A 24688-nucleotide genomic window follows, 5' to 3' on the forward strand; every position below is an offset into this window, starting at 1 on the left:
GAGATCACCCAAAACTTTCGGGCTGCGCTGTCGCGCAAAGAGCAAACGGCCAGTGACGATCCGCTGTGGGAGCCGGCTTGCCGGCGATTGGGTGGGGATGATCACACCGCATTACGCGGCAGCAACAACCCCAACGGCAACCTCACCCGCGCCTCGATCCCGCCACCCGAGCGATTGCGCAGTTCCACGTTTCCGCCATGCTGCGCCGCTATCCGCTTGACGATCGCCAACCCCAACCCGGTGCCCTTGCCGCCACGGGCGCGGTCACCACGGATGAACGGGTTGAAGATGGTCTCCAGTTCCGATTCGTCGATCCCGGCGCCACGGTCCAACACGCTGAGCACCACATAGGGCGCGCTCTGGTCGCCCGATACATAGGCCGCCACCTCGACGCCCTTGCCGGCATGGTGCAGGGCGTTGCCGATGAGGTTGCCCAGCATGCGCTTTAGCGACACCCGGCGCAGCGGGAACGGCGGGATCGGCTCCAGGCACAGCCGCACTCGCTCCTCGGGCTGGTTGTACGGCGCCACCACCTCGCGCACCAAGTCGCCCAGGTCGGCTTCTTCCACCGGCTCGTCGCGCCCATCGCGAATGAACGCCAGGAATTGGTCGAGGATGGCATCCATGTCCTCGATATCGCGGACCATGTCATCGGTCAGCTCGCTGTCGTTGGCCATCAACGACAATGACAGGCGCAGCCGGGTCAGCGGTGTGCGCAGGTCATGGGAAACCCCCGCCAGCATCAGTTCACGCTCGCGCCCGGCCTGTTCGACATCCTCGGCCATCTGGTTGAATGCCCGGTACACCTCGGTCATTTCACTGGGTGTATCGCTGATCGGCAGGCGCACGCTGCGCCCCTGGCCCAGTTGCCGGGCGGCGAACACCAGGCGCTTGAGGGGCTGGTTGAGCTGGCGCACGAAGATCCACGCCGAAGCGGTGGACAACAGGCCGATGGCCAGGAACCAACCCAGCACGTTCCAGATCTTCTGCCCACGCAGCGGGTGCGGGTACAGCGGTACCTTCAGCCAGCCAGGGCCCAGGCTCGGCGCGTTGACCCACAAGGCAGGCGGTGCATGGATGCGCAAGCGCACCTCGGTGTCCTCGCCCAGCTCGGCTTGCATCTGGCGCTGATAGATCTCGCTGTAGGGCCAGTGCTGCTCGCCCTCGGGCACGCCGGAGCCGGTGACCCGGATCAGCCCTGCGGCTTCGGCGATCTTCTCGCGGTTCTCCTCGTCGGCCGCCCAGTAGGCGCGCAGCGTCAGCGCCACGCCGTGGCTGTACTGGCGATCAACCAGCACGTCCTCGTTCATCAACAGGTACACCAAGGTCAGTGCCTTGGAAAACAAGACGACGATCAACACCAGCCACAAGGTGCGGGCGAAGAAGCTTTGCGGGAACCAAAGGGGCGTTTTCATCTGGACAACTACTGCGCTGCGGTCACGGGCGAAGGCTCGCCGGGCTGCCGGGCTGCCTCAGACGCAAACAGGGCGACCCGTTCGGGTCGCCCTGCCGCGTGCTGGCAAGCCTGCAGGCTGAAGGTCATTTGCCGGCGTTTCCGTCCGGCACGAAGACATAGCCCACGCCCCATACGGTCTGGATATAGCGCGGTTTGGACGGGTCGGGCTCGATCATGCGGCGCAGGCGCGAGATCTGTACGTCGATGGAGCGCTCCAAGGCATCCCACTCGCGACCACGGGCCAGGTTCATCAGCTTGTCGCGGGTCAGCGGTTCGCGGGCATGCATCACCAGGGCCTTGAGCACAGCGAATTCGCCGGTGGTCAGCATGTGCACTTCTTCACCACGCTTGAGTTCGCGGGTGGCCAGCGATAGCTCGTAGTCGCCGAAGGTGACGGTTTCGTCCTCGCTGCCGGGTGCGCCCGGCACGGTCGGCGCCTGGCGACGCAGCACGGCCTTGACCCGCGCGACCAGTTCATCGGGGTTGAACGGCTTGCCGAGGTAGTCGTCGGCGCCCAGTTCCAGGCCCTTGATGCGGCTGAGTTCATCGCCCTTGGCAGTGAGCATGATGATCGGGATCTGGTTGTTCGCCGCGCGCAGGCGCTTGCAGGCTGCCAGGCCATCCTCGCCGGGCAGCATGAGGTCGAGCACCACCAGGTTGAAGACTTCGCGCGACAGCAGGCGGTCCATCTGCTCGGTATTGGGCACCGTGCGGGCGCGATAGCCCTTGCTGGTGAAAAAGCGCTCCAGCAGGCTGCTCAGCCCCGGATCGTCATCGACGATGAGAATCTTGTCGCCTTCAGCGGTGTTTGCGGTGCTGGTCATGAATAACTCCTTTGGTATCGCCGCGCATTATGGCGTAGCCACTGCCATGCGTGCCGTGTGCATTGTTAGCAGATTTTTCCCCTGGCGCCAGTTCCCACCTGGCCCGCGCTGGCCCGGCGCTATCACCGCAAGCCCGGCACGATGGGTATAATGCGCCGCTTTCACCCAGCGCCGCCGGGCCTAAACGCCCCTTCGCGGCCTCCAGCATTCACAATTTGTCAGGTGGTTCTCATGGACAGCATCAACAGCCGTATCGCCGAGGAACTGGGCGTCCGCCCGCAGCAGGTCGAGGCGGCCGTGGCCCTGTTGGACGAAGGCTCGACGGTGCCTTTCATCGCCCGTTACCGCAAGGAAGTGACCGGCAGCCTGGACGACACCCAGCTGCGTCACCTGGAGGAGCGCCTGCGCTACCTGCGTGAACTCGACGAGCGGCGTGCCAGCATCCTGGCCAGCATCGAGGAGCAGGGCAAGCTGACCCCGGAGCTGGCCCGCGAAATCAAGCTGGCCGACACCAAGACCCGCCTGGAAGACCTTTACCTCCCCTACAAGCAAAAGCGCCGCACCAAAGGCCAGATCGCCCTGGAAGCCGGCCTGGGCGAGTTGGCCGACGGCCTGCTCGGCGACCCGCAACTGACCCCGGAAACCGAAGCGGCGCGCTTCGTCGATGCCGAAAAAGGCGTGGCCGACGTCAAGGCTGCCCTGGAAGGCGCCAAGTACATCCTCATGGAGCGCTTCGCCGAAGACGCCGCCCTGCTCGACAAGCTGCGCGGTTTCCTCAAGCAGGAGTCGGTACTCAGCGCCCGCGTGGTGGCCGGCAAGGAAGAGGAAGGCGCCAAGTTCCGCGACTACTTCGCCCATGACGAACTGCTGCGCAACGTACCGTCGCACCGCGCCCTGGCGATCTTCCGCGGTCGCAACGAAGGCGTGCTCAGCGCCGCCTTGAAGGTGGGCGAGGAGCTGCCAGGCACCCTGCATCCGTGCGAGCTGATGATCGCCAGCCACTTCGGCCTGGAAAACCGCAACCGCCCGGCTGACAAATGGCTGGCCGAAGTGGTGCGCTGGACCTGGAAGGTCAAGCTGTACACCCACCTGGAAACCGACCTGTTCGGCGAGCTGCGCGACAACGCCGAAGGCGAGGCGATCAACGTCTTCGCCCACAACCTGCACGACCTGCTGCTGGCCGCCCCGGCCGGCCCGCGCGCCACCCTGGGCTTCGATCCAGGCCTGCGCACCGGCTGCAAAATCGCCGTGGTCGACGCCACCGGCAAGCTGCTGGACCACACCACGGTGTACCCGCACGCGCCGAAGAATGACTGGGATCGCACCATCTCCATCCTCGCAGCCCTGTGCGCCAAGCACTCGGTGGAGCTGATCGCCATCGGCAACGGCACCGCCAGCCGCGAGAGCGACAAGCTGGTGGGCGAACTGGTCAAGAAATACCCAGCCCTGAAGATCACCAAGATCATGGTCTCCGAGGCAGGCGCATCGGTGTACTCGGCCTCGGAGCTGGCCGCCCGCGAGTTCCCGGACCTGGACGTCTCGATCCGTGGCGCCGTGTCCATCGCCCGCCGCCTGCAAGACCCACTGGCCGAGCTGGTGAAGATCGACCCCAAATCCATCGGCGTCGGCCAGTACCAGCATGACGTCTCCCAGGTGAAGCTGGCCCGCGGCCTGGACGCCGTGGTCGAGGACTGCGTGAACGCCGTGGGTGTGGACGTCAACACCGCCTCGGTGGCGCTGTTGACCCGCATTTCCGGCCTCAACGCGACCCTGGCCCAGAACATCGTCGCCCACCGCGACGCCAACGGCCCGTTCGCCACCCGCGCGGCGCTGAAGAAGGTCAGCCGCCTGGGCGAGAAGACCTTCGAGCAGGCTGCCGGCTTCCTGCGCGTGATGAACGGCGACAACCCGCTGGATGCTTCGGCGGTGCACCCTGAGGCGTACCCGCTGGTGCAGCGCATCGCCGCCGACACCGGCCGCGACATCCGCTCGCTGATCGGCGACAGCGGCTTCCTCAAGCGCCTGGACCCGAAAAAATTCACCGACGAAACCTTCGGCCTGCCAACTGTCACCGACATCCTTCAGGAATTGGACAAGCCTGGCCGCGACCCACGCCCCGAGTTCAAGACGGCCACCTTCCAGGACGGCGTCGAGGACCTCAAGGACCTGGAGCCGGGCATGATTCTCGAAGGCGTGGTGACCAACGTCACCAACTTCGGCGCCTTCGTCGACATCGGCGTGCATCAGGACGGCCTGGTGCACATCTCGGCGCTCTCCGAGAAATTCGTCAAGGACCCGCGCGAAGCGGTCAAGGCGGGCGACGTGGTCAAGGTCAAGGTCATGGAAGTGGACATCCCGCGCAAGCGCGTCGGTCTGTCCATGCGCATGAGCGATACCCCGGGCGAGAAGGTCGACGGCAACCGCGGTGGCAATCGCGGCAATGGCGGCAATCGCCAGCAGCAGGCGCCACGCCAGCGGGAGACCACACAAGCCCCAGCCAACAATGCCATGGCCGCACTGTTCGCCAACGCCAAGCAGCTGAAGAAGAAGTGATGGACGTTCCGGCCGAATACGTCCAGAGCGCCTTCAGCCAGCTCCTGGGCTGCCGCCTGCAACGCCTGGAAACGGGCGTTGCCGAGGTAGCCCTGGCGCTCACGCCGCAGTTGCGCAACCGCGGCCAGAAGCTGCATGGCGGGGCGATCTTCAGCCTGGTGGACATCGCCATGGGCCTGGCCTGCTCGGCCAGCCATGGCTTCGACCAGCAGAGCGTGACAATCGAGTGCAAGATCAACTACTTGCGCGCCGTGAGCGAAGGCGAAGTCGTGTGCACGGCACGCGTGCTGCACGCCGGACGCCGCACTCTCGTGGTCGACGCCGACGTATTCCAGGGCGACAAGCGGGTGGCCAAGGCGCAAGGAACCTTTGCGGTTCTCTAGCTCACCTAGTGAGATCTGCGGTATTTTCGGCGTTATCGAACATCGTGGGGCCGCTACGCGCCCCATCGCGGGGCAAGTCCGCTCCCACAGGGTCGCGCCGAACCTGTGGAAGCGGGCTTGCCCCGCGATGGGGATACGCAGAGCCCCAAGGTAACGACGCTGGAACCGCGTAAACCAGGCGACAACGCCAGTTCCTTTGTCCCTACCCTTGTAGACCGTCATCTCTACCCCCATATTGGGGCGACTGACGCGTGAAGGAATCCATCTTGAGCGAACTCCTCAACCGCCGCCTGAGCCTGCTCGGCGCCAATCTTCCCCTGCTCAAGCAGTGCCTGCACGGTATTGAGCGCGAATGCCTGCGCGTGACCGACGAAGGTCGCCTGGCCCAGACCCCGCACCCTGAAGCCTTGGGTTCGGCGCTGACCAACGAGCAGATCACCACGGATTATTCCGAGTCGCTGCTGGAGTTCATCACCCCAGCCCTGGCGGACCCGGCCAAGGTGCTCGAGAGCCTCGACCAGATCCACCGCTTCGTCTACACCAAGCTGGGCGACGAATACCTGTGGAGCCCGTCGATGCCCTGCGCGCTGCCGGCCGAGGAGGACATCCCGATCGCCGAATACGGCACCTCCAACATCGGCAAGCTCAAGCACGTCTACCGCAAGGGCCTGGCCCTGCGCTACGGCCGCACCATGCAGTGCATCGCCGGTATCCACTACAACTTCTCCCTGCCCGAGGCGCTGTGGCCTTTGCTGCGCGAAGCCGAAGGCAGCGAGCAGGACGACCGCGACTTCCAGTCGGCGGCGTACATCGCGCTGATCCGCAACTTCCGCCGCTACAGCTGGCTGCTGATGTACCTGTTCGGCGCATCGCCCGCGCTGGACAAAGGTTTCCTGCGCGGCCATCCGCACCAGCTCGAGGAGCTGGACGCCGAGACCCTGTACCTGCCCTACGCCACCAGCCTGCGCATGAGCGACCTGGGCTACCAGAGCAATGCCCAGGCAGGCCTGACGCCGTGCTACAACGACCTAGCCAGCTACACCGACAGCCTGCGCAAGGCCGTGGGCACGCCCTACCCGCCCTATGTGGAAATCGGCACCCACAAGGATGGCGAATGGGTGCAGCTGAACACCAACATCCTACAGATCGAGAACGAGTACTACTCGAACATCCGGCCCAAGCGCGTCACCTACACCGGTGAACGTCCGATCCAGGCGTTGATGTCCCGTGGCGTGCAATACGTCGAAGTGCGCTGCCTGGACATCAACCCGTTCCTGCCGGTGGGCATCGACCTGCCCCAGGCGCGTTTCCTCGACGCCTTCCTGCTGTTCTGCGCGCTCGACGACAGCCCGCAGCTGGGCAACGGCGAATGCGGCCAATGCACCAGCAACTTCCTCACCGTGGTCAAGGAAGGCCGTCGCCCTGGCCTGGAATTGCGCCGCGACGGCCAGCCGATCGGCCTGCGTGACTGGGCCAGTGAGCTGATCGCCCGCATCGCGCCGCTGGCCGAACTGCTCGATCGCGCCCAGGGTGGCGACGAACACGCCAAGGCGCTGGCCGCGCAGCAGGCGAAGGTCGACGACGCCTCGCTGACGCCCTCGGCCCAGGTACTGGCGCGCATGACCGAGCACGACGAGACTTTCGTCCAGTTCGCCCTGCGCCAGAGCCGCCTGCACGCCGAAACCTTCCGCGAGCGGCCACTGGACGTGGAACGCCAACAGGCCTTCGAGACCCTGGCGCGCGAATCGCTGGCCGAACAATCGCGTCTGGAGCAACAGGAGGTCGGTGACTTCGACCTGTTCGTCGGCGCCTACCAGGCCAGCATCCTGGCGATCAGCAACTGATGAGCCGCACCGCCAGCCCGCGCAAGCCCCGCGCCAGCAGCCAGGCCAGGATCGCCGCGATCCTGGCGGCGGCGCGCGAGCTGCTGGCCGACCAGGGCGTGGCGGGCCTGTCGATCTACAGCGTGGCCGAGCGGGCGCAGATTCCGCCGTCTTCGGTGTACCACTTCTTCGCCAGCGTCCCGGCGCTGCTCGAGTCGCTGACCGCCGATGTGCACCTGGCCTTTCGCGAAGCGCTCTGCGCGCCGATAGACAACTCGGCATTGAGCACCTGGCACGACCTGTCGCGGCTGGTCGAGCAACGCATGCTGGAGATCTACAACGAGGACGCCGCGGCGCGCCAGCTGATCCTGGCCCAGCATGGGTTGAGCGAAGTGGTCCAGGCCGATCGCCTGCACGACATGGAGTTGGGCGAGCTGATGCACAAGCTGTTCGACCAACACTTCCAGCTGCCGGCGATGCCGACGGATGTGGATGTGTTCGCGTTGGCCATGGAGTTGAGCGACCGGGTCTATGCACGGTCGGTGCAGTTGCATGAGCAGATCACCCCGCGCATGGCCGAGGAAGGCAAACGGGTGTTCGAAGCCTACCTGGGGCTGTACCTGCCGCCGTTCCTACCCAAACGCTGATCGATGCATATGTAACACCTGCCTTTACCCCCTCTCGCTGAAATGCTGGTTCCACATGCCACGTTTTCGGAGAGGCACAACATGCCGCAAACCACCCCGCTGGAGTTTTTTTCCTTTGACGCCACCGCTGCGCCCACCACGCAAGTGACAGCAGTGAGCGCGGGACGAAGCGAAGCGCTGCGCATCGCACGACAACGCCGCCTGAACGCAGCCAAGGCACTGCAGGCCTTGGGCGAGCAAGCCCCGCGGCTGAAGAACACCTTGCTGGACCAACTCAAGCGCCAGTTCAAGGTAGACCCTTATGCCTGCGGCCTGAAACACGACGAACGCCAGGTCACCCTGTTGACCCTGGCCGCCCGGATGCTTGCCAGCCCCACATTCGCCGCCCCCTTCGCGGATTGGACATCCTGGGGGTTTCCCGAGGGCTCCCCGTACGCTACTTGGCAAGCCGGTGACTGGCTGTCCGGCTTGGTGCCCGTCTGGGCCGGTACCGGCATCAGGGCCTGGACCGACTATTGGTCCGGGCGCATGCCTGGCCAGGCCATCTCCCGCCAAGCCCATGCCGCCCAGCTATTGCGCGAGCACTTCGCCGCGAGCCTGGACCTGGCATTCGGGCTCGACCAGATCGATGCAGCGGTCTGGCGCCAGGGGCAGCCAAGCCCCACCAGCGAATATGCCTTGGCGCGTTGGGCTCACCCCGACGGCAAGGTCGAGACCTGTATCGCTGCTCTGCTCATCAAGCCCATGCCCGGAGAAACCCGCTGGTTGCTATACAGACCCGATGCCGACAGCGTGATCGAAGCCTTCGCCGACCACCACACACTGCGTACCTGGCTGCATTCCAATCGCTACATGCTCTGGCCATATCCCGCCACACCCTTGGTACCGGGCAGCAGCGAAAGCGCCATCGACTGGATGGACATCACCGCCGATGGGTTTGCCAGCTGGGTCGAGGAAGCCCTGGACGACAAGCAACGCAGCACATCGAACCACCTGATCCAGGCCGCCCAGGAAAGCGAGACCGACCCGCTGGACTGGACCGCACTTCAAACCTGGGAAGAAAAACTGACAATCGCGCCACACCCAGCCCTGCCTCCAACGAACGAACAAGCGATTGACACGCTCATCGCCGATGACCAGCAACTCGCCGCCGAAGAATTGCATTTCGACGCCCTGCCCCAGCAGCTTCCCCTTGGCTGGCGTAACCAGCGCATCGCTCGGCAAGAGCAGTTCCTCGCCACCTACCTGGGCGACGATACCCTCCCCTCTTCGAACAAGATGGCCAGGCTCAGGGAGCACCAGGCGCAGCTCGAGGCCATTGAAGCCGAGTTCGAGCGATTGTTTTCCCAACTGCCGACAACGATCACTGCGACTACCTGGGGCGAGCGACACGCAGAGACCAGCCGGTTCGATCACTTGAGTCAGCTCCGAGCCCGTGCATTGTGCAGCGAGGCTCGCCTTCAGCACCTGTTGGGCGAGCTGAAGGACGAACACCTTGCCTGGGTGGAAGCACTCGAAGCACGCCCCAAACCCAGCCTTCAGCGCAAGGTGCAGCCCTATGCGCTACGCATCAAGCTAGGCTCGAGATCCTGGCGGCTCACCAACCTGCTGGCACTGCAAGGCTTGCCTGACGCCGACACACTGGAACCGGACCGTTCCTGGCTGCTGTACAAGGCCGGGCGGGACGGCGGGCTGATGCACCTTGCCAGCCAAGCACAACTGGCCGAGCGGGTGCACGCGACGCTCTACGGCGCCTGGCCGGAATCCTTGGTGCAGAGCGCCTGGCCGCAAGGCGCCCAGGCGTTGCTCGATGCCTTGTACGACCAGCCTCAAGCATTCGAACTCGTCTGTGAGCCGATCACCACCGATGCATTCGACTACTGCACCCAAACCCTGCTGGCCAGCCTGCCCCAGGCCCCCTCGCTGGATACCGTCGTGTCGCGCCTGGGCCTGGCCGTCAACCTGGCGCGTAGCCATGCATTCGCACGCCTGGCCGAAAGAAACCGGACCGACTTGATCAGCGCCAGGCTGCAACACCTGAAGCGCCTGCCCCCTGACGCACGCGTCGAACTGGCGGCCCAGGTAGAGGCGCTGCGCAAATCCATGCTGACATCCAGCCAACTGCTCGAGCGCGACCTCCCGGAGCGCGGGCAATTCGTTCGCAGTGCACTGGAGCAGAAACTGCGCGCCGACTTCGGCATGGAGACCACTGCACTCATCAAACTGGACATTGCCGACCACTTCCGCCGCCTACGCGAGCCTCTGGGCGAGTCCGGGGTGGGCCATGCCTTCAAGGAAGTGATCGTGTTCAGCACGTCGCGCAGCCTCATCGATCTGGCGGATTTCCTTTTATGGGCGCTCGACGATGACCTGAAACTGCGCCTGACCAATGCCAACGTCGTTTTCGAGGAAGGCCCGGTCGAGCCGAAGGTGCGCGAGGGCGTGAACCTGAGCTACATCGCCAACCTGGTGGAAACCCTGGACCTGCCCCAGGCCTACGAACGCCGCATCATAGACGCTTTCAAAGGGTTGCCTGGCGAGACCGTGTTCGAAAGCGAGCGGCGCCAGGAAGCCTTGTGTACCCCCTTCGCACACCAGCTCAAGATCATCGCGCTGAGCCAACCGGACACCCTGGACGAAGCAGGCCAGCGCATGCTCGAGCGCTTCTGCCTGGAGCAGGAGAACCCCAGTGAACCTTGCACCATCGACTTCCATACGGTGCTGCTGCGCCCTGGCACTGCAGCGGACGGCACCAGCGATGCCGTGACCCTGGCGGGCATCTTCCTGCTGCAGGCGGCAACAGGCCCGACCTTGTTGCTGGTGCCCGATGCGCCCGACGGCAAGAGTATCAGCCAATACGCGACCCCAGCGCTGGCATGCCGAGCCCTCGAGCACCGGGCACTGACCGATAGCATGAGTCGATACCTGGCCAAGCTGCCACTCGATGGCGCCGAGGCCGAGCACCTGGCCTACATCGACACCGCCCTGAGCCGGAACTTTTCTGGGTTCATCGGGCCCGGCATAGCGTTGTCCGGCCAGCTCGCCGCCTACCGAGCGACCTTGCTCATGGGCCGCCTGATCCACCAGAACCGGGCCACATCCCGTAGCCAGGTCGACCTGTATCTGGAAACGGAAGCCATCCGCCATGGCCGGGTGTACGACTACATCAAGATAGCCTTGGGTTTCGTGCCGGTCGTAGGCACGGCCATCGCCCTGTACGACGGTTGGCATGCCGCCACCGACAGTGTCGAGGCCTTTCTTCGCGGCGACTCGGCAAGCGGTATCGAGCACCTCAACAGTGTGTTCCTGTCGTTGTTCGACGCCATCATGGACCTCACGCCCGCCGTGGCACACCCTGCAGTACCGCGACCAACGGCACGCCTGAGAACCCGGCAACGTCAACTGACTAGCGCCACGCTCAACGGACACCACAGATACTCGACGTCATTCAGCGGCTATGAAGCCGAAGTACCGACAGGGCGCTGGGCTGCCCATGCAGGCGCTCATGGCGCCGGGATCCACCATCATGTGGGCTCCCAGACCGACTACATTATCCGCAACGGGCGCTATTACCAGGTCGAATGGGACGCGACCCATCTCACCTGGCGCCTGAAGGCCACCGCTACCCGCACCTACAAACAGCCCATACGCCTCGGCACGACAGGCGTATGGGAAACGCACGGCAGCTTGAGCGGACACCTGGTCGATAGCGGCCTGGCAGGCGGTGGCGGGTATGTCAGCTCCCTGTACGACCGCAGCCTGACCTCTCTGCGCAGAGCCTTGGGCCTGCAACCGAGGCAGCTCACACCCTTGGATATCCTGCAGGACATCCACACCAACAGACAGGCCCACAGGGCCCAGCTCTCGTCCAAGGTGGATGCCTTGAACAGCGCCACTGGCATGGGCCCCGACGGCCCCGTGAGGCCGGCTGCCTCGGCCGCCGAGATAAGCCGGGCCCGGAACGACGTGGTGAGCCAATTGCGCAGCTACCTGGACTTTCACCAACAGAGCCTGGAACGCCTGAGGTCACTGCGAGCCGAAATCGGCCGAACCGGCGCACGCAACATCATCGAGGAATTCGCTTTCGATATGGGACGGCAGCATCCAAAGCTGATCCAGCAATTGCATATCAGAATGCTTGCTCACTTTGAGCGACTTGCGCCACTCGAGGCTGCCATCACCACCCTCGACCCCGCTCGACTAACTGCCCACGTGAAGGAACTACAGCATGCTTACGGTCAATTGGCGGATGCACTGAGGGACATCGAACAGGAACTTCAACGCATTGGGAAGATGCGCAACCAGTTACAAAAAAAGAACCTTACCGACTATCTCGAGAAACTCGACAAGCTGGACATTCCGCTGAACCCGAACGGATACCGAATGGTGCGCCTCTCAGCCCTGGGCACGACCCTGCTGAACCCGAACGCGACCTTCGACCTGGTGTTCTGGCGCCAGTTCAACGACGAACTGGCTGCACTGCGCAACGCCTTGTACAGCCACGGCGACCTGCCGTTGACATCACTCAGTCAACGAAATGAACATCGCTTCCTGACCCAGCTGCAGCAGCAGTACCAGCGCTTCGATACCCGCATGCGTATCTGGGAAGACGCCTACCCCAACCAGGTCCAGGCCGATGCGATCGGCACAATGCGCACTGAACTATCGCGCCTGCTCACTGAAACGGAACAGTCCCTGGCCACGAAAGCCCCTCGTCCAGTCGCACGGCGCCCCAACAGAGGGCCGAGACAGCCAATCCTGTTCGAGACCGAGGATCAGCGCCTGTATATCGGCCGCGAAAACACAGTGGCTGGCCAACAGCAAATGCAGATTGCCAACGGCGCCACGAACGAGCCCCATGCCACCTTCGGCAGAACGCCACAAGGGCAATGGCAGCGTACCCCGCCCGCTCCCCAAGGCTACAATGCCTCGCTGCAGCAGCTGCAATCGGCGGCCCGGAACCGCTTGGCCAAGGTCCCGGAGGCAGAGGCGGCCTTGCAGCGTTACAAGGCGCAGAAGATGCTGCCCAGGGACCTGGAGGACTATGCACAAGGGTGTGCCAGCCCGCTGCGTGAGCTCGCCACGTCGATTGAGCGCCAGGCGGGCCAGGCCATCACCGATGCCTCGCGCAGCACGGTGAACCAACTCAGACAAGCAGCGGCGCAACTGGACGCGCTTGGACGGCGGCTGAGGATCGAGCAGACCAAGGCCACGAACAATCCCACGGTCGCTCATCTGGAGTACCTCAATGCCGAAGGCCAAGTGACGCTCGAATGGTCGCGCGTGCTTGAGCCCGCCAAGAACAGACAAGGCCATCCTATCGAGTATCTGGAGGAATACCGAATCATCGACAACGCCACGAACGCTGCGCTCTGGTATGCCCATTTCCATTTCAAGAAAAAGCCACGCCAGCAGTTCAGCAGGCTGGAGGCCGGGCACCTGAAGCTGGCCAGCGAACGAAACCAGGGGGCAGGCGCCTGGCGCGGCCCCATGACCGAGGCCCAAGCCACTTCGCTGTTCGACGGCCTACGTCCGAACCAGCCCTGAAACGGCTGAACGCCCGGGCCAGCAGAAGGCCCGGGCATCCTGTATCAGAGCTTGGCGATGGATACCTCGGTCGATTTGACGAAGGCAATCACCTCGCTCCCTACCTGCAACTCCAGCTCACGCACCGAGCGGGTGGTGATCACCGAGGTGACGATGCCGGAGGCGGTCTGCACGTCGATTTCCGACAGTACCGGCCCTTCGAGGATTTCCTTCACGGTGCCTTTGAACTGGTTGCGTACGTTGATGGCTTTGATGGTCATGGCTTGATTCCTTCTCGATGGCTTCAGGGGTTCAATGCGCCCAACGCAACTGCGTGGGCAAAGGGGCTACAGGTTCCGGCTCGGGCGGCGTGCCCGGCACGGCAAGAACACGGTCGAGCACTTCGCTTTCCAGCGCCGCCAGGCGATGGGAGCCCCGCGAGCGTGGCCGAGGCAGGTCGACGGCCAGGTCCAGGCCCACGGCGCCGTCCTCGATCAGGATCACCCGATCGGCCACGGCAACCGCTTCGTTGACGTCATGGGTGACCAGCAACACGGTGAAACCGTGCTCGCGCCACAGGCGCTCGATCAGTTGCTGCATCTCGATCCGGGTCAGCGCGTCCAGCGCACCCAGCGGCTCGTCCAGCAACAGCAGGCGCGGTTTGTGGATCAGCGCACGGGCCAGGGCCACCCGCTGCTTCTGCCCTCCAGACAGCGCAGCCGGCCAATCGTTGGCTCGTTCAGCCAGCCCCACGGCCTCCAGCGCTTGCAGCGCATCAGGGCGCCAATTGCCGGAAAGCCCCAGGCCGACGTTGTCGATCACCTTCTTCCAGGGCAGCAGGCGTGCGTCCTGGAACATCAGGCGCGTGTCTTCGCGCGCCTGTGAAAGCGGCGCGGCGCCGCCGAGCAACTGGCCGGCACTGGGCTGGTCGAGGCCGGCCAACAAGCGCAGCAAGGTGCTCTTGCCGCAGCCGCTGCGGCCGACGACGGCCACGAACTGCCCTGCCGGGATGTGCAGGTCGATGCCCCGCAGCACCTCGCGCTGGCCAAAGGCCTTGCGCAAGCCTTGGGCCGCCAGGGGGATGCCGCGCAGCAGGCGCGGCGGTTGTTCCTTGAGCACGGTCATGCGCCCTCCTTCTTCGCCGCTTGATAAGCCGGGTGCCAGCGCAGCCAGACACGCTCCAGGCCACGGGCGGCCAGGTCTGCGAGCTTGCCGAGCACGGCGTACAGGACAATGGCCAGCACCACCACGTCGGTCTGCAGGAATTCCCGTGCGTTCATCGCCAGGTAGCCGATACCCGAATTGGCCGAGATGGTCTCGGCGACGATCAGCGTCAGCCACATGAAGCCCAGGGCGAAGCGCACGCCCACCAGGATCGAGGGCAACGCTCCCGGCAGGATCACCTGGCGGAACAGGCTGAAACCCGAAAGACCATAACTGCGCGCCATCTCCACCAGGGCCGGGTCGACATTGCGGATGCCGTGGTAGGTGTTGAGGTAGATCGGGAACAGGGTGCCCAAGGCCACCAGGAAGACCTTCGCCGACTCATCGATGCCGAACCACAGGATCACCAGCGGGATCAGCGCCAGGTGCGGCACGTTGCGGATCATCTGCACCGAGCTGTCGAGCAGGCGCTCGCCCCACTTCGACAGGCCCGTGATGAAGCCCAGCACCAAGCCGATGCTGCCGCCGATCGCAAAGCCCAGGGCTGCGCGCCAACCGCTGATGGCCAGGTGCGTCCAGATCTCGCCGCTGCGTACCAGCTCGACGCCGGCGCTGAACACCGCGCTCGGCGCCGGCAGGATGCGGGTCGACAGCCAGCCACTGGCAACTGCCAGCTGCCACACCGCCAGCAACAGCAACGGCAGGGCCCAGGGCGCCAGGCGCTTCGGCCAGGCTGAGGCAGAAATTGCATGACTCATGACCTGCCCCTCAGCGCTGCGCCACGGATTTGGGCAGGATGTCGTTGGCGACCATTTCGCCGAACGGGCTTACATAGCCGCCGCCGCTGGGCTGTTCTGGGCGTTGCACGTCCAGGTGCGGGAACAGCAGCTCGGCGACTCGGTACGACTCCTCCAGGTGCGGGTAACCGGAGAAGATGAAGGTGTCGATGCCCAGGTCCGCGTATTCCTTGACCCGGGCCGCCACGGTTGGGCCATCGCCCACCAACGCGGTACCGGCGCCGCCACGTACCAGGCCGACGCCGGCCCACAGGTTGGGGCTGACTTCGAGCTTGTCGCGCTTGCCGCCGTGCAAGGCGGCCATGCGCTGCTGGCCTACCGAATCGAAGCGCGCCAGGGACGCCTGGGCACGGGCGATGGTGTCGTCGTCCAGGTGCGAGATGAGTTTGTCGGCAGCCGCCCAGGCTTCTGCGTTGGTTTCACGTACGATCACGTGCAGACGGATGCCGAAGCGCACCTCTCGCCCCTGGGCGGCGGCTTTCTGGCGTACCTGGGCGATCTTCTCGGCCACCGCGGCGGGCGGTTCGCCCCAGGTCAGATACAGCTCGACCTGTTCGGCGGCCAAGTCCTGGGCCGCATCGGAAGAGCCGCCGAAATACAGCGGCGGGCGCGGCTGCTGGATCGGCGGGTAGAGCAGCTTGGCGCCCTTGACCTGGATGTGCTTGCCGTCGTAGTCGACTACCTCGCCTTCCAGCACCTTGCGCCAGATGCGGGTGAATTCCACGGAGGCCTCGTAGCGCGCCTGGTGGTCCAGGTGCAGGCCATCGCCGGCCAACTCGTCCGGGTCGCCGCCGGTCACCAGGTTGAACAGCGCCCGGCCATTGGACAGGCGATCGAGGGTGGCGGCCTGGCGCGCCGCCACGGTCGGCGAAATGATGCCGGGGCGCAGGGCCACCAGGAACTTCAGGCGCTGGGTCACCGGAATCAGCGACGCCGCCACCAGCCAAGAGTCCTCGCAGGAACGCCCGGTGGGAATCAGCACGCCACCGAAGCCGAGGCGGTCGGCGGCCTGGGCGATCTGCTGCAGGTAGCCGTGGTCGACCGCCCGGGCGCCGTCGGTGGTGCCCAGGTACTTGCCGTCACCGTGGGTCGGGAGGAACCAGAAGATGTTCAGGCTCATTGGAGTTGTCTCCTCAAGGTTGGCTCGAGCCGGGGGGCGCCCCGGCGCTGGCGAATCGGTCAAGGCGCGCTGGCGACCTTGGCGGGGGGAGTCCAGATCACGTCCTTGATGCTCAAGGGCTTGGGGATCAGCTTCAGGGCCTTGAAGGTGTCGGCGATCTTCTGCTGTGCGGCGATCACCTCGGGCGTCAGCGGCGTGGCACCGAAACCCTGGCGCTTGACCGAGGTGAGAACGATGTCGGCCGGCAGCCCGAGCAGCGGCGCCACCTGTTCGGTGACCACTTGCGGGTTGGCCTGGGACCATTGGCCGATGCCACGCACCTCATCGACCAGGGTCTGGATCACGGCCGGATGGTCCGTGGCGTATTGGCGCGTGGCCAAGTAGAACTGGTGGTTGTCTACCAGGCCCTTGCCGTCACGCAGGGTGCGCGCCTGCAACTGCTGTTCGGCGGCAGCCTGGTACGGGTCCCAGATCACCCAGGCGTCGACGCTGCCGCGTTCGAAGGCGGCGCGGGCATCGGCCGGCGGCAGGTACACCGGCTGGATGTCGCTGTATTTCAAGCCCGCATCTTCCAGGGCGCGGACCAACAGATAGTGCACGTTGGAGCCTTTGTTGAAGGCGACCTTCTTGCCCTTGAGCTCCTTCACCGACTGGATCGGCGAGCCCTTGGGCACCAGGATCGCCTCGCTGTGCGGGGCTGGCGGCTCATAAGCCACGTAGAGCAGGTCGGCGCCGGCAGCCTGGGCGAATACCGGCGGTGTTTCGCCGGTGACACCGAAGTCGATCGAGCCGACATTCAGCCCTTCGAGCAGCTGCGGGCCGCCGGGGAACTCGGTCCACTGGACCTGGATGCCCTGCTCGGCCAGACGTTTTTCCAACGTGCCCTTGGCCTTGAGCAGCACCAGCGTGCCGTATTTCTGGTAACCGATACGCAGGCTTTCGGCCTGGGCCTGGCTGATGGCGCCGAAGGACACAGCCGCCGCGAACAGGGCGACCAGACCACGACGCAAGAAGACTGTGCGCATGGCGCTCTCCTGTGCGAGTTGGGTTCGGGTTGCACCTGCTTGCCTCGTTGGCGGGCGAGTAAGGTGGGAAAACGATGAAGCGGTAAAGGGGGCTCAGATGCTCCAGCGAGCCGTGAGCAAACGTTCGTTGAGCACGCCTGGCGGCACGGGTTTGGGGCGGCGGGCCAGGGCGCTGTGGAACAGTTCCAGCGAATCGAGCAGACGCGCTTGCAGCGCCTCGGCCAGCTGTGCGGGCCTGCCGTGCTCGCCATAGGCGATCTGGCTGTCGTCGGCGAAGATCCCTTGCAGGGTCTCCTGCGCCTTGAGTGCAGACAGTACCGGTTTGAGTGCGTAATCCACCGCCAGCATGTGGGCGATGCTGCCGCCGGTGGCGATGGGCAGCACGACCTTGTGCTCCAGGGCGCGCTCAGGCAGCAGGTCGAGCAAGGTCTTAAGGGCGCCGGCGAAGGACGCCTTGTACACCGGGGTGGCGACCACCAGGCCATCGGCCTGGGCGACCAGTTCGTTGAAATGCTTTACCTGCGGGCTGTCGAAGCGTGCATGGAGCAGGTCCTCGGCGGGGAATTCACGCACCTGGAACGTCACCACTTCTACACCACGGTCCTGTAGCCATTGGCGCGAACGCTCGAGCAGCACGCCGGAGCGTGAACGGGTACTGGGGCTACCGCCAAGAGAAACAACCAGCATGAAAACGCTTCCTTCGATTCGTTTGCAAGGCCACGAGGGAGTGGCCTCGTTGGAATGGAATCGACATTAACAGGCTGTCACATATAGCTAGAAATCATATTTTTTCATTTGCTTATGCCATTTTTATTTCGTTGTTTCTGGGGCTGCTTTGCAGCCCTTCGCGGCACAAGGCCGCTCCTACAGGGATCGGCGTACGCTGGCCCCAACAGGGGATCGGCGACATTGGCCGCTGTAGGAGCGGCCTTGTGCCGAGAAAGGGCCGCAAAGCGGCCCCTAGGCCCTGCGACTCATCCCAATCTCCATGTCGTCGATCAGCGCCTTGGCCATCGCACTGAGGATCCGGGTCGTGCTGCCCGCAATCCGATCACCTTCCATTTCGGCCTCACAGGCCAGGTGGCGAATACACCCCAGCAATACGGAAAGCTCGTCGAACGCCTGTTGGAACGGGATGCCGGGTTGGATGCAATACAGGTCCAGGCAGGTCTGGACGCCTGCGGTCTTCCAAGAGGGTGGGGGGTTGTTCGGAGCGTCGGCGGGAATGTCGGTGGAAGGGTCAGGGAATCTAAGCGGGGGTGGGTCGGGAACGATTTTTTTCATGATCAAGTTCTCTGCGCGATTGGAAAGTCGCTACCGCCAGGGTCTTTCTCACGAGACAAGGGTGGCAGCCGTGCACACGGGGTGAGAAACCGAGGCGCAAGAGAAACTCGGCCAGACCGAAGTCTGCCCGGACACGGCTGCCATAACAGGAAGGCCAGCTCTTTACGCTATCGGGTTCTCACACCCAGTCGCCAAATGTGACGACCCGGTGAAGTTATCCCCGGGGTATTCCCCCAACAATGAGGCGGCTTCCGGCAGGCACGTAGGATAGTTCGCTAATTGCAGCAAGCTGAAGCATTTGGTTTCAGGTTCGGAAATGTCTGACACAGCCGAGTTCGCGGGGGATGCTTTGCAGCCATCGCCGGCAAGACCGGCTCCCACAAGAGCTCAAGAGCAGCGGTGAACCTGTGGGAGCCGGCTTGCCGGCGATTGGGCCGGTATAGCCAACGCAAATCGCCCAGGAACGCAAATCGCCCAGGCATAAAAAAGGGCCGTCGAAACGGCCCAAAATCCCTGCTATGGCAAGAGCATTGCAACGAAGGACCCTAACGATTCGGCTGCGGGGTCAGGCGCAGGTAGGGTTTGACTGCCCGGTACCCTTTGGGGAAGCGCTGCTTGATTTCGTCCTCGTCCTTGAGCGACGGCACGATCACCACCTCATCGCCATCCTGCCAGTTCGCTGGCGTGGCCACTTTGTGGTTGTCGGTCAATTGCAGTGAGTCGATCACCCGCAGGATTTCATTGAAGTTGCGCCCAGTGCTGGCCGGATAGGTGATGGTCAGGCGCACTTTCTTGTTCGGGTCGATGACGAACAGCGAGCGCACCGTCAGGGTGTCGCTGGCGTTGGGGTGGATCAGGTCGTACAGGTCGGAAACCTTGCGGTCTGCGTCGGCGAGGATCGGGAAGTTGACCACGGTGTTCTGGGTCTCGTTGATGTCGTCGATCCAGCGGGTGTGCGAGTCGACCGGGTCCACCGACAGGGCGATGGCCTTGACGCCGCGCTTGGCGAATTCGTCCTTGAGCTTGGCGGTCAGGCCCAGTTCGGTGGTGCACACCGGGGTGAAGTCGGCCGGGTGAGAGAACAGCACGCCCCAGCTGTCGCCCAGCCATTGGTGGAAACGGATCTTGCCGACGCTGGAATCCTGTTCGAAATCGGGGGCGATGTCGCCGAGTTTCAGGCTCATGGGTGGGCTCCTGTGCTGTGTGATCTATGGGTTCAATGTGCCTGTGTTCGCATAAAAATAAAAAGAATAAATAATGATTTATTTATAACCTATAGCCATATCAAATGACGGACGAAAAAAACCTCGCGCTAGGCGTAATGCCCGATTGGGGCTGCTCTGCAGCCCATCTCGGGGCCAGCCCGCTCCTACAGGGGATGGCGTACACCGGCCTTGTAGGAGCGGGCTTGCCCCGCGATGGGGCGCGTAGCGGCCCCAGTCGGACATCACGCCCGAGGCGAGGCTTCTTCGACTACGGCTTACAGGAAGTTGTAAGTGTAGTTGAAGATCAGACGGGTCTGATCCTGGTCAGGCGAGGCTTCGCTGCCTTCGCCACGATAGACACCATGGCGCAGGCTGGCGCCCAACCCTTTGAGCGGGCCTTCCTGGATGACGTAGTCGATACGCGCATCACGTTCCCACTCTTTGTAGGTGCCATGACCAGAGGTATAGCGAATATCGTCACCACGCAGATAGGAGACCGACGCCTTCAGGCCAGGTACACCCAGACGGGCGAAGTCATAGGCGTACTGACCGAAGGTGGTGTTCTCTCCCGCCTTGGCGAACTGGTTGATCATGCTATCGGTGAACAGATAGAAGCTCGAACCACCCGCGCCTTCGTTGCGGCCATTGCCGTCGACCACGCTGCCCTGGTTCAACCAGACAAAGCCGCCATCATCGCTGATCTGTTGGTGGCCGAGCAGGAACGAGTGACCGCCCAAGGTATAGGTGAAGATGGCAGACCAAGTCTTGTTGTCCACTTCGCCTGCGTTCTTCGCATAACCTTTGTTGTTATCGAAGAAGTGGTCGGCATTGCCGTTCTTGCCATCCTTGCTGCTATCGAAGTAGCGCAGGTCGGTCTTGAACGACTGGTCCTGGTCGATCTGGTAAACGTGGGTCAGACCAAGGAAGTGCTGCTTGTAGTAGTCTTCCAGGTTCGAGTAGTAGTACTGCAGGGTCAGATCTTTGGTCAGCTTGTAGTCCAAGCCGCCATAGCGGAACTTGTTGCTGTCCTGGGTACCACCCGCCACGGACAGGCCAGTGCGGTTGCTCGAAGCACGACCCATCGCATGGGTCAGCTGACCGGCATTAATGGTCAGGTTGTCGATTTCCTTCGAGGTGATGGTGCCACCTTCGAAGGTTTGCGGTAGCAGACGGCCGTCGTTGGATACCAGGATCGGCAGGTTCGGCGCCAAGGCGCTACCGAAGTGGGCCTCGGTCTTGGAGAAGCGTGCCTTCGCGTTACCACCGATACGAGCCCATTGGCCTACCGCAGAACCGTCAGTATCGCTTGGGAAGAAGGTGCTGGTGTTCGGGTGATGACCTTTGCCACCATCCAGGTGAATACCCCACAGGGCCTGGACATCAACACCGAAACCAACGGTGCCTTCGGTGAAACCGGACAGGTAGTCAAGTTTGAAGCCCTGACCCGATTCACGGTTGTCGCGACTACCGTCACGGTTGTCGTTATTGAAGTACATGGTACGCGAGCTAAGGGACAGCTTGCTGTCCTCGACGAACCCTGCAGCACCTGCTTGTTGGGCGAGAACCCCCAGTGCCACGGCCAGAGCCAGGCTGGACTTGTACATGTTTTGCTCCTCTACGTTCTAATTTTTATGCGTCTCAGGTGGCAGGGTCTGTGCCCCGCTCACCAGGATTGGCCGATTTAGCACCAACCCACGACCGCCAAGTCAATCGTTACAAACCGTTTCGCGACTAAGGTCTAAGACGCCGTCTGCGCAAACAGGATAATGACAATCCTATAAATCCAAAATGACTGTTTTATGAATTTCTAAGACTTTTAGGGAATATCTTAGGAACCTTTACAGCCAAAAGTTGTATCGGTCATGCCTGACCATTCCTTTAGGTTATGTGCAAACGTTTGCTTTCAAGCGCCTTCGACCCCCCGCAAAAATCGAAAAAGCCTAGCAGGTGGTCAGGATTTCGCCATCGCGCTCGCTCAGCGACACCTGGGTTCGCTTCATTTGGCTCCTAAGCTAATGCTTAAAAGTTATTTATTTTTGATTTCTTAGATCAATTAGCCTTTTCGTCATCGAGTCCATTTGCCTGACGAGGAGTTCATCCATGACCCCGCACACTCCGCTGCGCCTGTTCGCCGCCCTGACCCTCGCCGGCACCAGCTGGCTGGCCCAGGCCGCCGACCTGACGGTGGCCTACCAGACCACCGTCGACCCGGCCAAGGTCGCCCAGGTGGACGGCACCTACCAGAAGGCCAGCCAAGCCAGCATCGACTGGCGCAAATTCGATAACGGTGCCGATGTGATCACCGCCGTCGCCTCCGGCGATGTGCAGATCGGCTACCTGGGTTCCAGCCCCCTGGCCGCGGCCGCCACCCGCAAGCTGCCGGTGGAAACCTTCCTGATCGCCACGCAGATCGGCGCTGGCGAGGCGCTGGTGGCTCGCGACAGCATCAAGACCCCGCAAGACCTGGTCGGCAAGAAAGTCGCCGTGCCGTTCGTGTCCACCGGGCACTACAGCCTGCTGGCGGCGCTCAAGCAGTGGAACATCGACCCGGCCAAGGTGCAGATCCTCAACCTCGCACCGCCAGCGATCATTGCTGCCTGGAAGCGTGGTGACATCGATGCCACCTACGTCTGGGACCCTGCCCTGGGCGTGGCCAAGGAAAACGGCAAGGTGCTGATCACTTCCGGCGAGCTGGCCAGCAAGGGCGCGCCGACCTTCGACGCCTGGATCGTGCGCAAGGACTTCGCCGCCAAGCACCCAGACATCGTCAAGTCGTTCGCCAAGGTCACCCTCGACGCCTACGCCGACTACCGCAGGGACCCGAACGCCTGGCTGGCCAACCCGGACAACGTCAGCAAGCTGGCCAAGCTGTCGGGTGCCAAGCCTGCGGATATTCCGGTACTGCTGCAGGGCAACGTGTACCCGCTGGCGGCCGATCAGGCCAGCGCCTTGGGCGCGCCGACCACCCAGGCGCTGACCGACACGGCCACCTTCCTCAAGCAGCAGGGCAAGGTCGAGGCGGTGCTGCCGGATTACTCGCCATACGTCAGCGCGCAATACCTACCCAACTGAACAAGGGGGCCGCTGCGCGCCCCAATCGCGGGACAAGCCCGCTCCTACAAAGATCACCGCAAAACCTGTGGGAGCGGGCTTGCCCAGCGATTTGGACGCTCAGCGGCCCTGATCAACAGCACTCTTCACGACGGAGCCTGCCATGGCCTTGCTCGAACTGGAGCGCATCAGCGCACAGTATCCCGGCACCGATGCCCCGGTGCTGGCCGACATCAATCTGAGCCTCGGGCCGCGCCAGTTGCTGGTGGCCCTGGGCCCTTCCGGCAGCGGCAAGACCTCGCTGCTCAACCTGATCGCCGGCTTCGTCGCCCCCAGCGCAGGCCGCATCACCCTTGACGGCAAGCCGGTCGAAGGCCCCGGCGCTGAGCGCGGCGTGGTGTTCCAGGACGATGCCCTGCTGCCCTGGCAGGACGTGCTGGGCAATGTCGCCTTCGGCCTGGAACTGGCCGGCGTGCCCCGCGCCCAGCGTGAAGCCAAGGCCCGCGAACTGCTGGCGTTGGTCGACCTCGCGGGTTTCGGCGACCGTCGCATCTGGCAACTGTCCGGCGGCCAGAAACAACGCGTAGGCCTGGCCCGGGCGCTGGCGGCAGACCCACGGGTGCTGTTGATGGACGAACCCTTCGGCGCCCTCGACGCCTTCACCCGCGAGCAGATGCAAAAGTTGCTGCTGCAGGTCTGGCAGCGCACCGCCAAGCCGGTGTTCCTGATCACCCACGACATCGAGGAAGCCGTGTTCCTGGCCAGCGAACTGGTATTGCTGGCCCCCAACCCAGGGCGAGTGGTCGAGCGCCTGCAACTGGATTTCGGCCAGCGCTACGCCACCGGCGAGTCGGCCCGGGCGATCAAGTCCGACCCAGGTTTCATCGAAACCCGCGAGCACGTACTGGCGCGGGTGTTTTCCCAACGCGAAGCCGCCCGCCGGCAGGAGACCGCATGAGCAGCCTGGACCTGCCGGTCAGCGACAAGCCTGTCGCCCGGCCACACGTCACCCCGAAGGCACGCCCCCCACTGCCCACCCGCTGGATCAGCGCCCTGACCCTCGCCACCCTGTTGCTGGCCTGGTGGCTGGTGACCTCGGCCGGCTGGATCGAGCCGCTGTTCCTGCCCTCGCCCGCCGATATCTTGGCCAAGGCCTGGGCCCTGCTCACCCAGGGCTACATGGACGCCAGCCTCTGGCAGCACTTGGGGGCCAGCCTCGGGCGCATCGGCCTGGCGTTGGCTGCAGCTATCCTCAGTGCCATTCCGATCGGCATCGCCATCGGCCACAACCGTGTGGCCCGGGGCATCTTCGACCCGCTGATCGAGTTCTACCGACCGATCCCGCCGCTGGCCTACCTGCCGCTGATCGTGATCTGGTGCGGCATCGGCGAGCTGTCGAAGGTGCTGCTGATCTACCTGGCCATCTTCGCCCCGATCGCCATCGCCACCGCCACCGGTGTGCGCACGGTCGATCCGGCCAAGCTGCGCGCTGCGCAGTCCCTGGGGGCAACCCGGGCCCAGCTGGTTCGCCACGTGATCCTGCCCAGCGCGCTGCCCGACATCCTGACCGGTATCCGCATCGGCCTGGGGGTCGGTTGGTCGACCCTGGTGGCCGCCGAACTGATCGCCGCCACCAGCGGCCTGGGCTTCATGGTGCAGTCAGCCGCACAGTTTCTAGTCACCGACGTGGTGGTGCTGGGCATCCTGCTGATAGCGCTGATCGCCTTCGCCCTGGAGATGGGCCTGCGCGCCCTGCAACGCAAGCTGGTGCCCTGGCATGGGCAGAGTCACTGACCACGCCGGCAGCCCGGCGCCTTGAATTCAAGAACG

General features: G+C 63.8%; 19 protein-coding genes. 8 read left to right on the forward strand and 11 right to left on the reverse strand.

The features are described 5' to 3' along the window. Window positions 1-101: 101 nt before the first annotated feature. Together IRZ56_RS06470 and ompR are read right to left on the reverse strand one after the other, a co-directional pair. A complete protein-coding gene (locus IRZ56_RS06470; RefSeq protein WP_196144183.1) occupies window positions 102-1415 on the reverse strand; it encodes an ATP-binding protein in 1314 nt (437 codons plus the stop codon). A 124-nt stretch (window positions 1416-1539) separates the two neighbouring features. Beyond that, window positions 1540-2280: a two-component system response regulator OmpR gene (gene ompR, locus IRZ56_RS06475; protein WP_196144184.1), complete on the reverse strand. Its 741-nt coding sequence runs from the start codon at window positions 2278-2280 to the stop codon at window positions 1540-1542. A gap of 231 nt (window positions 2281-2511) precedes the next feature. Between ompR and IRZ56_RS06480 the strand changes: the two genes are divergently transcribed. From IRZ56_RS06480 to IRZ56_RS06500, 5 genes are all read left to right on the forward strand, one after another. Further along, window positions 2512-4833 (forward strand): Tex family protein, encoded by a 2322-nt coding sequence (locus IRZ56_RS06480; protein WP_196144185.1) that lies wholly within the window; start codon window positions 2512-2514, stop codon window positions 4831-4833. Then, window positions 4833-5216 (forward strand): PaaI family thioesterase, encoded by a 384-nt coding sequence (locus IRZ56_RS06485; RefSeq protein ID WP_196144186.1) that lies wholly within the window; start codon window positions 4833-4835, stop codon window positions 5214-5216. The genes IRZ56_RS06480 and IRZ56_RS06485 overlap by 1 nt, the downstream gene beginning before the upstream one ends. A gap of 266 nt (window positions 5217-5482) precedes the next feature. After that, a complete protein-coding gene (gene gshA, locus IRZ56_RS06490; protein WP_196144187.1) occupies window positions 5483-7060 on the forward strand; it encodes a glutamate--cysteine ligase in 1578 nt (525 codons plus the stop codon). After that, entirely contained in the window at window positions 7060-7686 is a 627-nt protein-coding gene (locus tag IRZ56_RS06495) for a TetR/AcrR family transcriptional regulator (protein WP_196144188.1), read from the forward strand. The genes gshA and IRZ56_RS06495 overlap by 1 nt, the downstream gene beginning before the upstream one ends. A gap of 153 nt (window positions 7687-7839) precedes the next feature. Next, window positions 7840-13233 (forward strand): hypothetical protein, encoded by a 5394-nt coding sequence (locus IRZ56_RS06500; protein WP_196144189.1) that lies wholly within the window; start codon window positions 7840-7842, stop codon window positions 13231-13233. A 44-nt stretch (window positions 13234-13277) separates the two neighbouring features. Here IRZ56_RS06500 and IRZ56_RS06505 read toward each other — a convergent pair whose 3' ends face one another. The 9 genes from IRZ56_RS06505 to IRZ56_RS06545 all read right to left on the reverse strand — a co-directional run bounded on the left by IRZ56_RS06505 (window position 13278) and on the right by IRZ56_RS06545 (window position 21411). Continuing rightward, a complete protein-coding gene (locus tag IRZ56_RS06505; RefSeq protein WP_003255829.1) occupies window positions 13278-13493 on the reverse strand; it encodes a TOBE domain-containing protein in 216 nt (71 codons plus the stop codon). 31 nt (window positions 13494-13524) lie between these two features. Beyond that, entirely contained in the window at window positions 13525-14337 is an 813-nt protein-coding gene (ssuB, locus tag IRZ56_RS06510) for an aliphatic sulfonates ABC transporter ATP-binding protein (protein WP_196144190.1), read from the reverse strand. Next, window positions 14334-15134: an aliphatic sulfonate ABC transporter permease SsuC gene (ssuC, locus tag IRZ56_RS06515; protein WP_196144191.1), complete on the reverse strand. Its 801-nt coding sequence runs from the start codon at window positions 15132-15134 to the stop codon at window positions 14334-14336. The genes ssuB and ssuC overlap by 4 nt, the downstream gene beginning before the upstream one ends. Window positions 15135-15144: 10 nt before the next feature. After that, a complete protein-coding gene (gene ssuD, locus IRZ56_RS06520; protein ID WP_196144192.1) occupies window positions 15145-16293 on the reverse strand; it encodes an FMNH2-dependent alkanesulfonate monooxygenase in 1149 nt (382 codons plus the stop codon). A 59-nt stretch (window positions 16294-16352) separates the two neighbouring features. Continuing rightward, window positions 16353-17318 (reverse strand): sulfonate ABC transporter substrate-binding protein, encoded by a 966-nt coding sequence (locus IRZ56_RS06525; RefSeq protein WP_196144193.1) that lies wholly within the window; start codon window positions 17316-17318, stop codon window positions 16353-16355. Between the two features lie 93 nt (window positions 17319-17411). Further along, a complete protein-coding gene (ssuE, locus tag IRZ56_RS06530) occupies window positions 17412-18005 on the reverse strand; it encodes an NADPH-dependent FMN reductase (protein WP_196144194.1) in 594 nt (197 codons plus the stop codon). 273 nt (window positions 18006-18278) lie between these two features. Then, complete coding sequence (locus IRZ56_RS23120; RefSeq protein WP_230386072.1) at window positions 18279-18482, reverse strand: DUF3077 domain-containing protein; 204 nt, start codon at window positions 18480-18482, stop codon at window positions 18279-18281. 665 nt (window positions 18483-19147) lie between these two features. After that, complete coding sequence (locus IRZ56_RS06540; RefSeq protein ID WP_196144196.1) at window positions 19148-19786, reverse strand: peroxiredoxin; 639 nt, start codon at window positions 19784-19786, stop codon at window positions 19148-19150. A 296-nt stretch (window positions 19787-20082) separates the two neighbouring features. Further along, window positions 20083-21411, reverse strand: coding sequence for an OprD family porin (locus tag IRZ56_RS06545; RefSeq protein ID WP_196144197.1), 1329 nt, complete (start codon window positions 21409-21411; stop codon window positions 20083-20085). A gap of 496 nt (window positions 21412-21907) precedes the next feature. Between IRZ56_RS06545 and tauA the strand changes: the two genes are divergently transcribed. The 3 genes from tauA (at window position 21908) to tauC (ending at window position 24652) form a co-directional block, all read left to right on the forward strand. Next, complete coding sequence (gene tauA / locus IRZ56_RS06550; RefSeq protein ID WP_196144198.1) at window positions 21908-22879, forward strand: taurine ABC transporter substrate-binding protein; 972 nt, start codon at window positions 21908-21910, stop codon at window positions 22877-22879. Between the two features lie 142 nt (window positions 22880-23021). Continuing rightward, window positions 23022-23816 (forward strand): taurine ABC transporter ATP-binding subunit, encoded by a 795-nt coding sequence (gene tauB / locus IRZ56_RS06555; protein WP_196144199.1) that lies wholly within the window; start codon window positions 23022-23024, stop codon window positions 23814-23816. Next, window positions 23813-24652: a taurine ABC transporter permease TauC gene (gene tauC, locus IRZ56_RS06560; RefSeq protein ID WP_196144200.1), complete on the forward strand. Its 840-nt coding sequence runs from the start codon at window positions 23813-23815 to the stop codon at window positions 24650-24652. The genes tauB and tauC overlap by 4 nt, the downstream gene beginning before the upstream one ends. Window positions 24653-24688: the final 36 nt, after the last annotated feature.

Origin of the sequence: Pseudomonas guariconensis (genome assembly GCF_015680235.1) — a bacterium.
GTDB lineage: Bacteria > Pseudomonadota > Gammaproteobacteria > Pseudomonadales > Pseudomonadaceae > Aquipseudomonas > Aquipseudomonas guariconensis_A.

Excerpts from the sequence above, each read along its gene's own strand:
- IRZ56_RS06470 (WP_196144183.1), bottom strand. The coding sequence starts at position 1,415 with ATGAAAACGCCCCTTTGGTTCCCGCAAAGCTTCTTCGCCCGCACCTTG.
- ompR (WP_196144184.1), bottom strand. The coding sequence starts at position 2,280 with ATGACCAGCACCGCAAACACCGCTGAAGGCGACAAGATTCTCATCGTC.
- IRZ56_RS06480 (WP_196144185.1), top strand. The coding sequence starts at position 2,512 with ATGGACAGCATCAACAGCCGTATCGCCGAGGAACTGGGCGTCCGCCCG.
- IRZ56_RS06485 (WP_196144186.1), top strand. The coding sequence starts at position 4,833 with ATGGACGTTCCGGCCGAATACGTCCAGAGCGCCTTCAGCCAGCTCCTG.
- IRZ56_RS06495 (WP_196144188.1), top strand. The coding sequence starts at position 7,060 with ATGAGCCGCACCGCCAGCCCGCGCAAGCCCCGCGCCAGCAGCCAGGCC.
- IRZ56_RS06505 (WP_003255829.1), bottom strand. The coding sequence starts at position 13,493 with ATGACCATCAAAGCCATCAACGTACGCAACCAGTTCAAAGGCACCGTG.
- ssuB (WP_196144190.1), bottom strand. The coding sequence starts at position 14,337 with ATGACCGTGCTCAAGGAACAACCGCCGCGCCTGCTGCGCGGCATCCCC.
- ssuC (WP_196144191.1), bottom strand. The coding sequence starts at position 15,134 with ATGAGTCATGCAATTTCTGCCTCAGCCTGGCCGAAGCGCCTGGCGCCC.
- ssuD (WP_196144192.1), bottom strand. The coding sequence starts at position 16,293 with ATGAGCCTGAACATCTTCTGGTTCCTCCCGACCCACGGTGACGGCAAG.
- IRZ56_RS06525 (WP_196144193.1), bottom strand. The coding sequence starts at position 17,318 with ATGCGCACAGTCTTCTTGCGTCGTGGTCTGGTCGCCCTGTTCGCGGCG.
- ssuE (WP_196144194.1), bottom strand. The coding sequence starts at position 18,005 with ATGCTGGTTGTTTCTCTTGGCGGTAGCCCCAGTACCCGTTCACGCTCC.
- IRZ56_RS06540 (WP_196144196.1), bottom strand. The coding sequence starts at position 19,786 with ATGAGCCTGAAACTCGGCGACATCGCCCCCGATTTCGAACAGGATTCC.
- IRZ56_RS06545 (WP_196144197.1), bottom strand. The coding sequence starts at position 21,411 with ATGTACAAGTCCAGCCTGGCTCTGGCCGTGGCACTGGGGGTTCTCGCC.
- tauA (WP_196144198.1), top strand. The coding sequence starts at position 21,908 with ATGACCCCGCACACTCCGCTGCGCCTGTTCGCCGCCCTGACCCTCGCC.
- tauB (WP_196144199.1), top strand. The coding sequence starts at position 23,022 with ATGGCCTTGCTCGAACTGGAGCGCATCAGCGCACAGTATCCCGGCACC.
- tauC (WP_196144200.1), top strand. The coding sequence starts at position 23,813 with ATGAGCAGCCTGGACCTGCCGGTCAGCGACAAGCCTGTCGCCCGGCCA.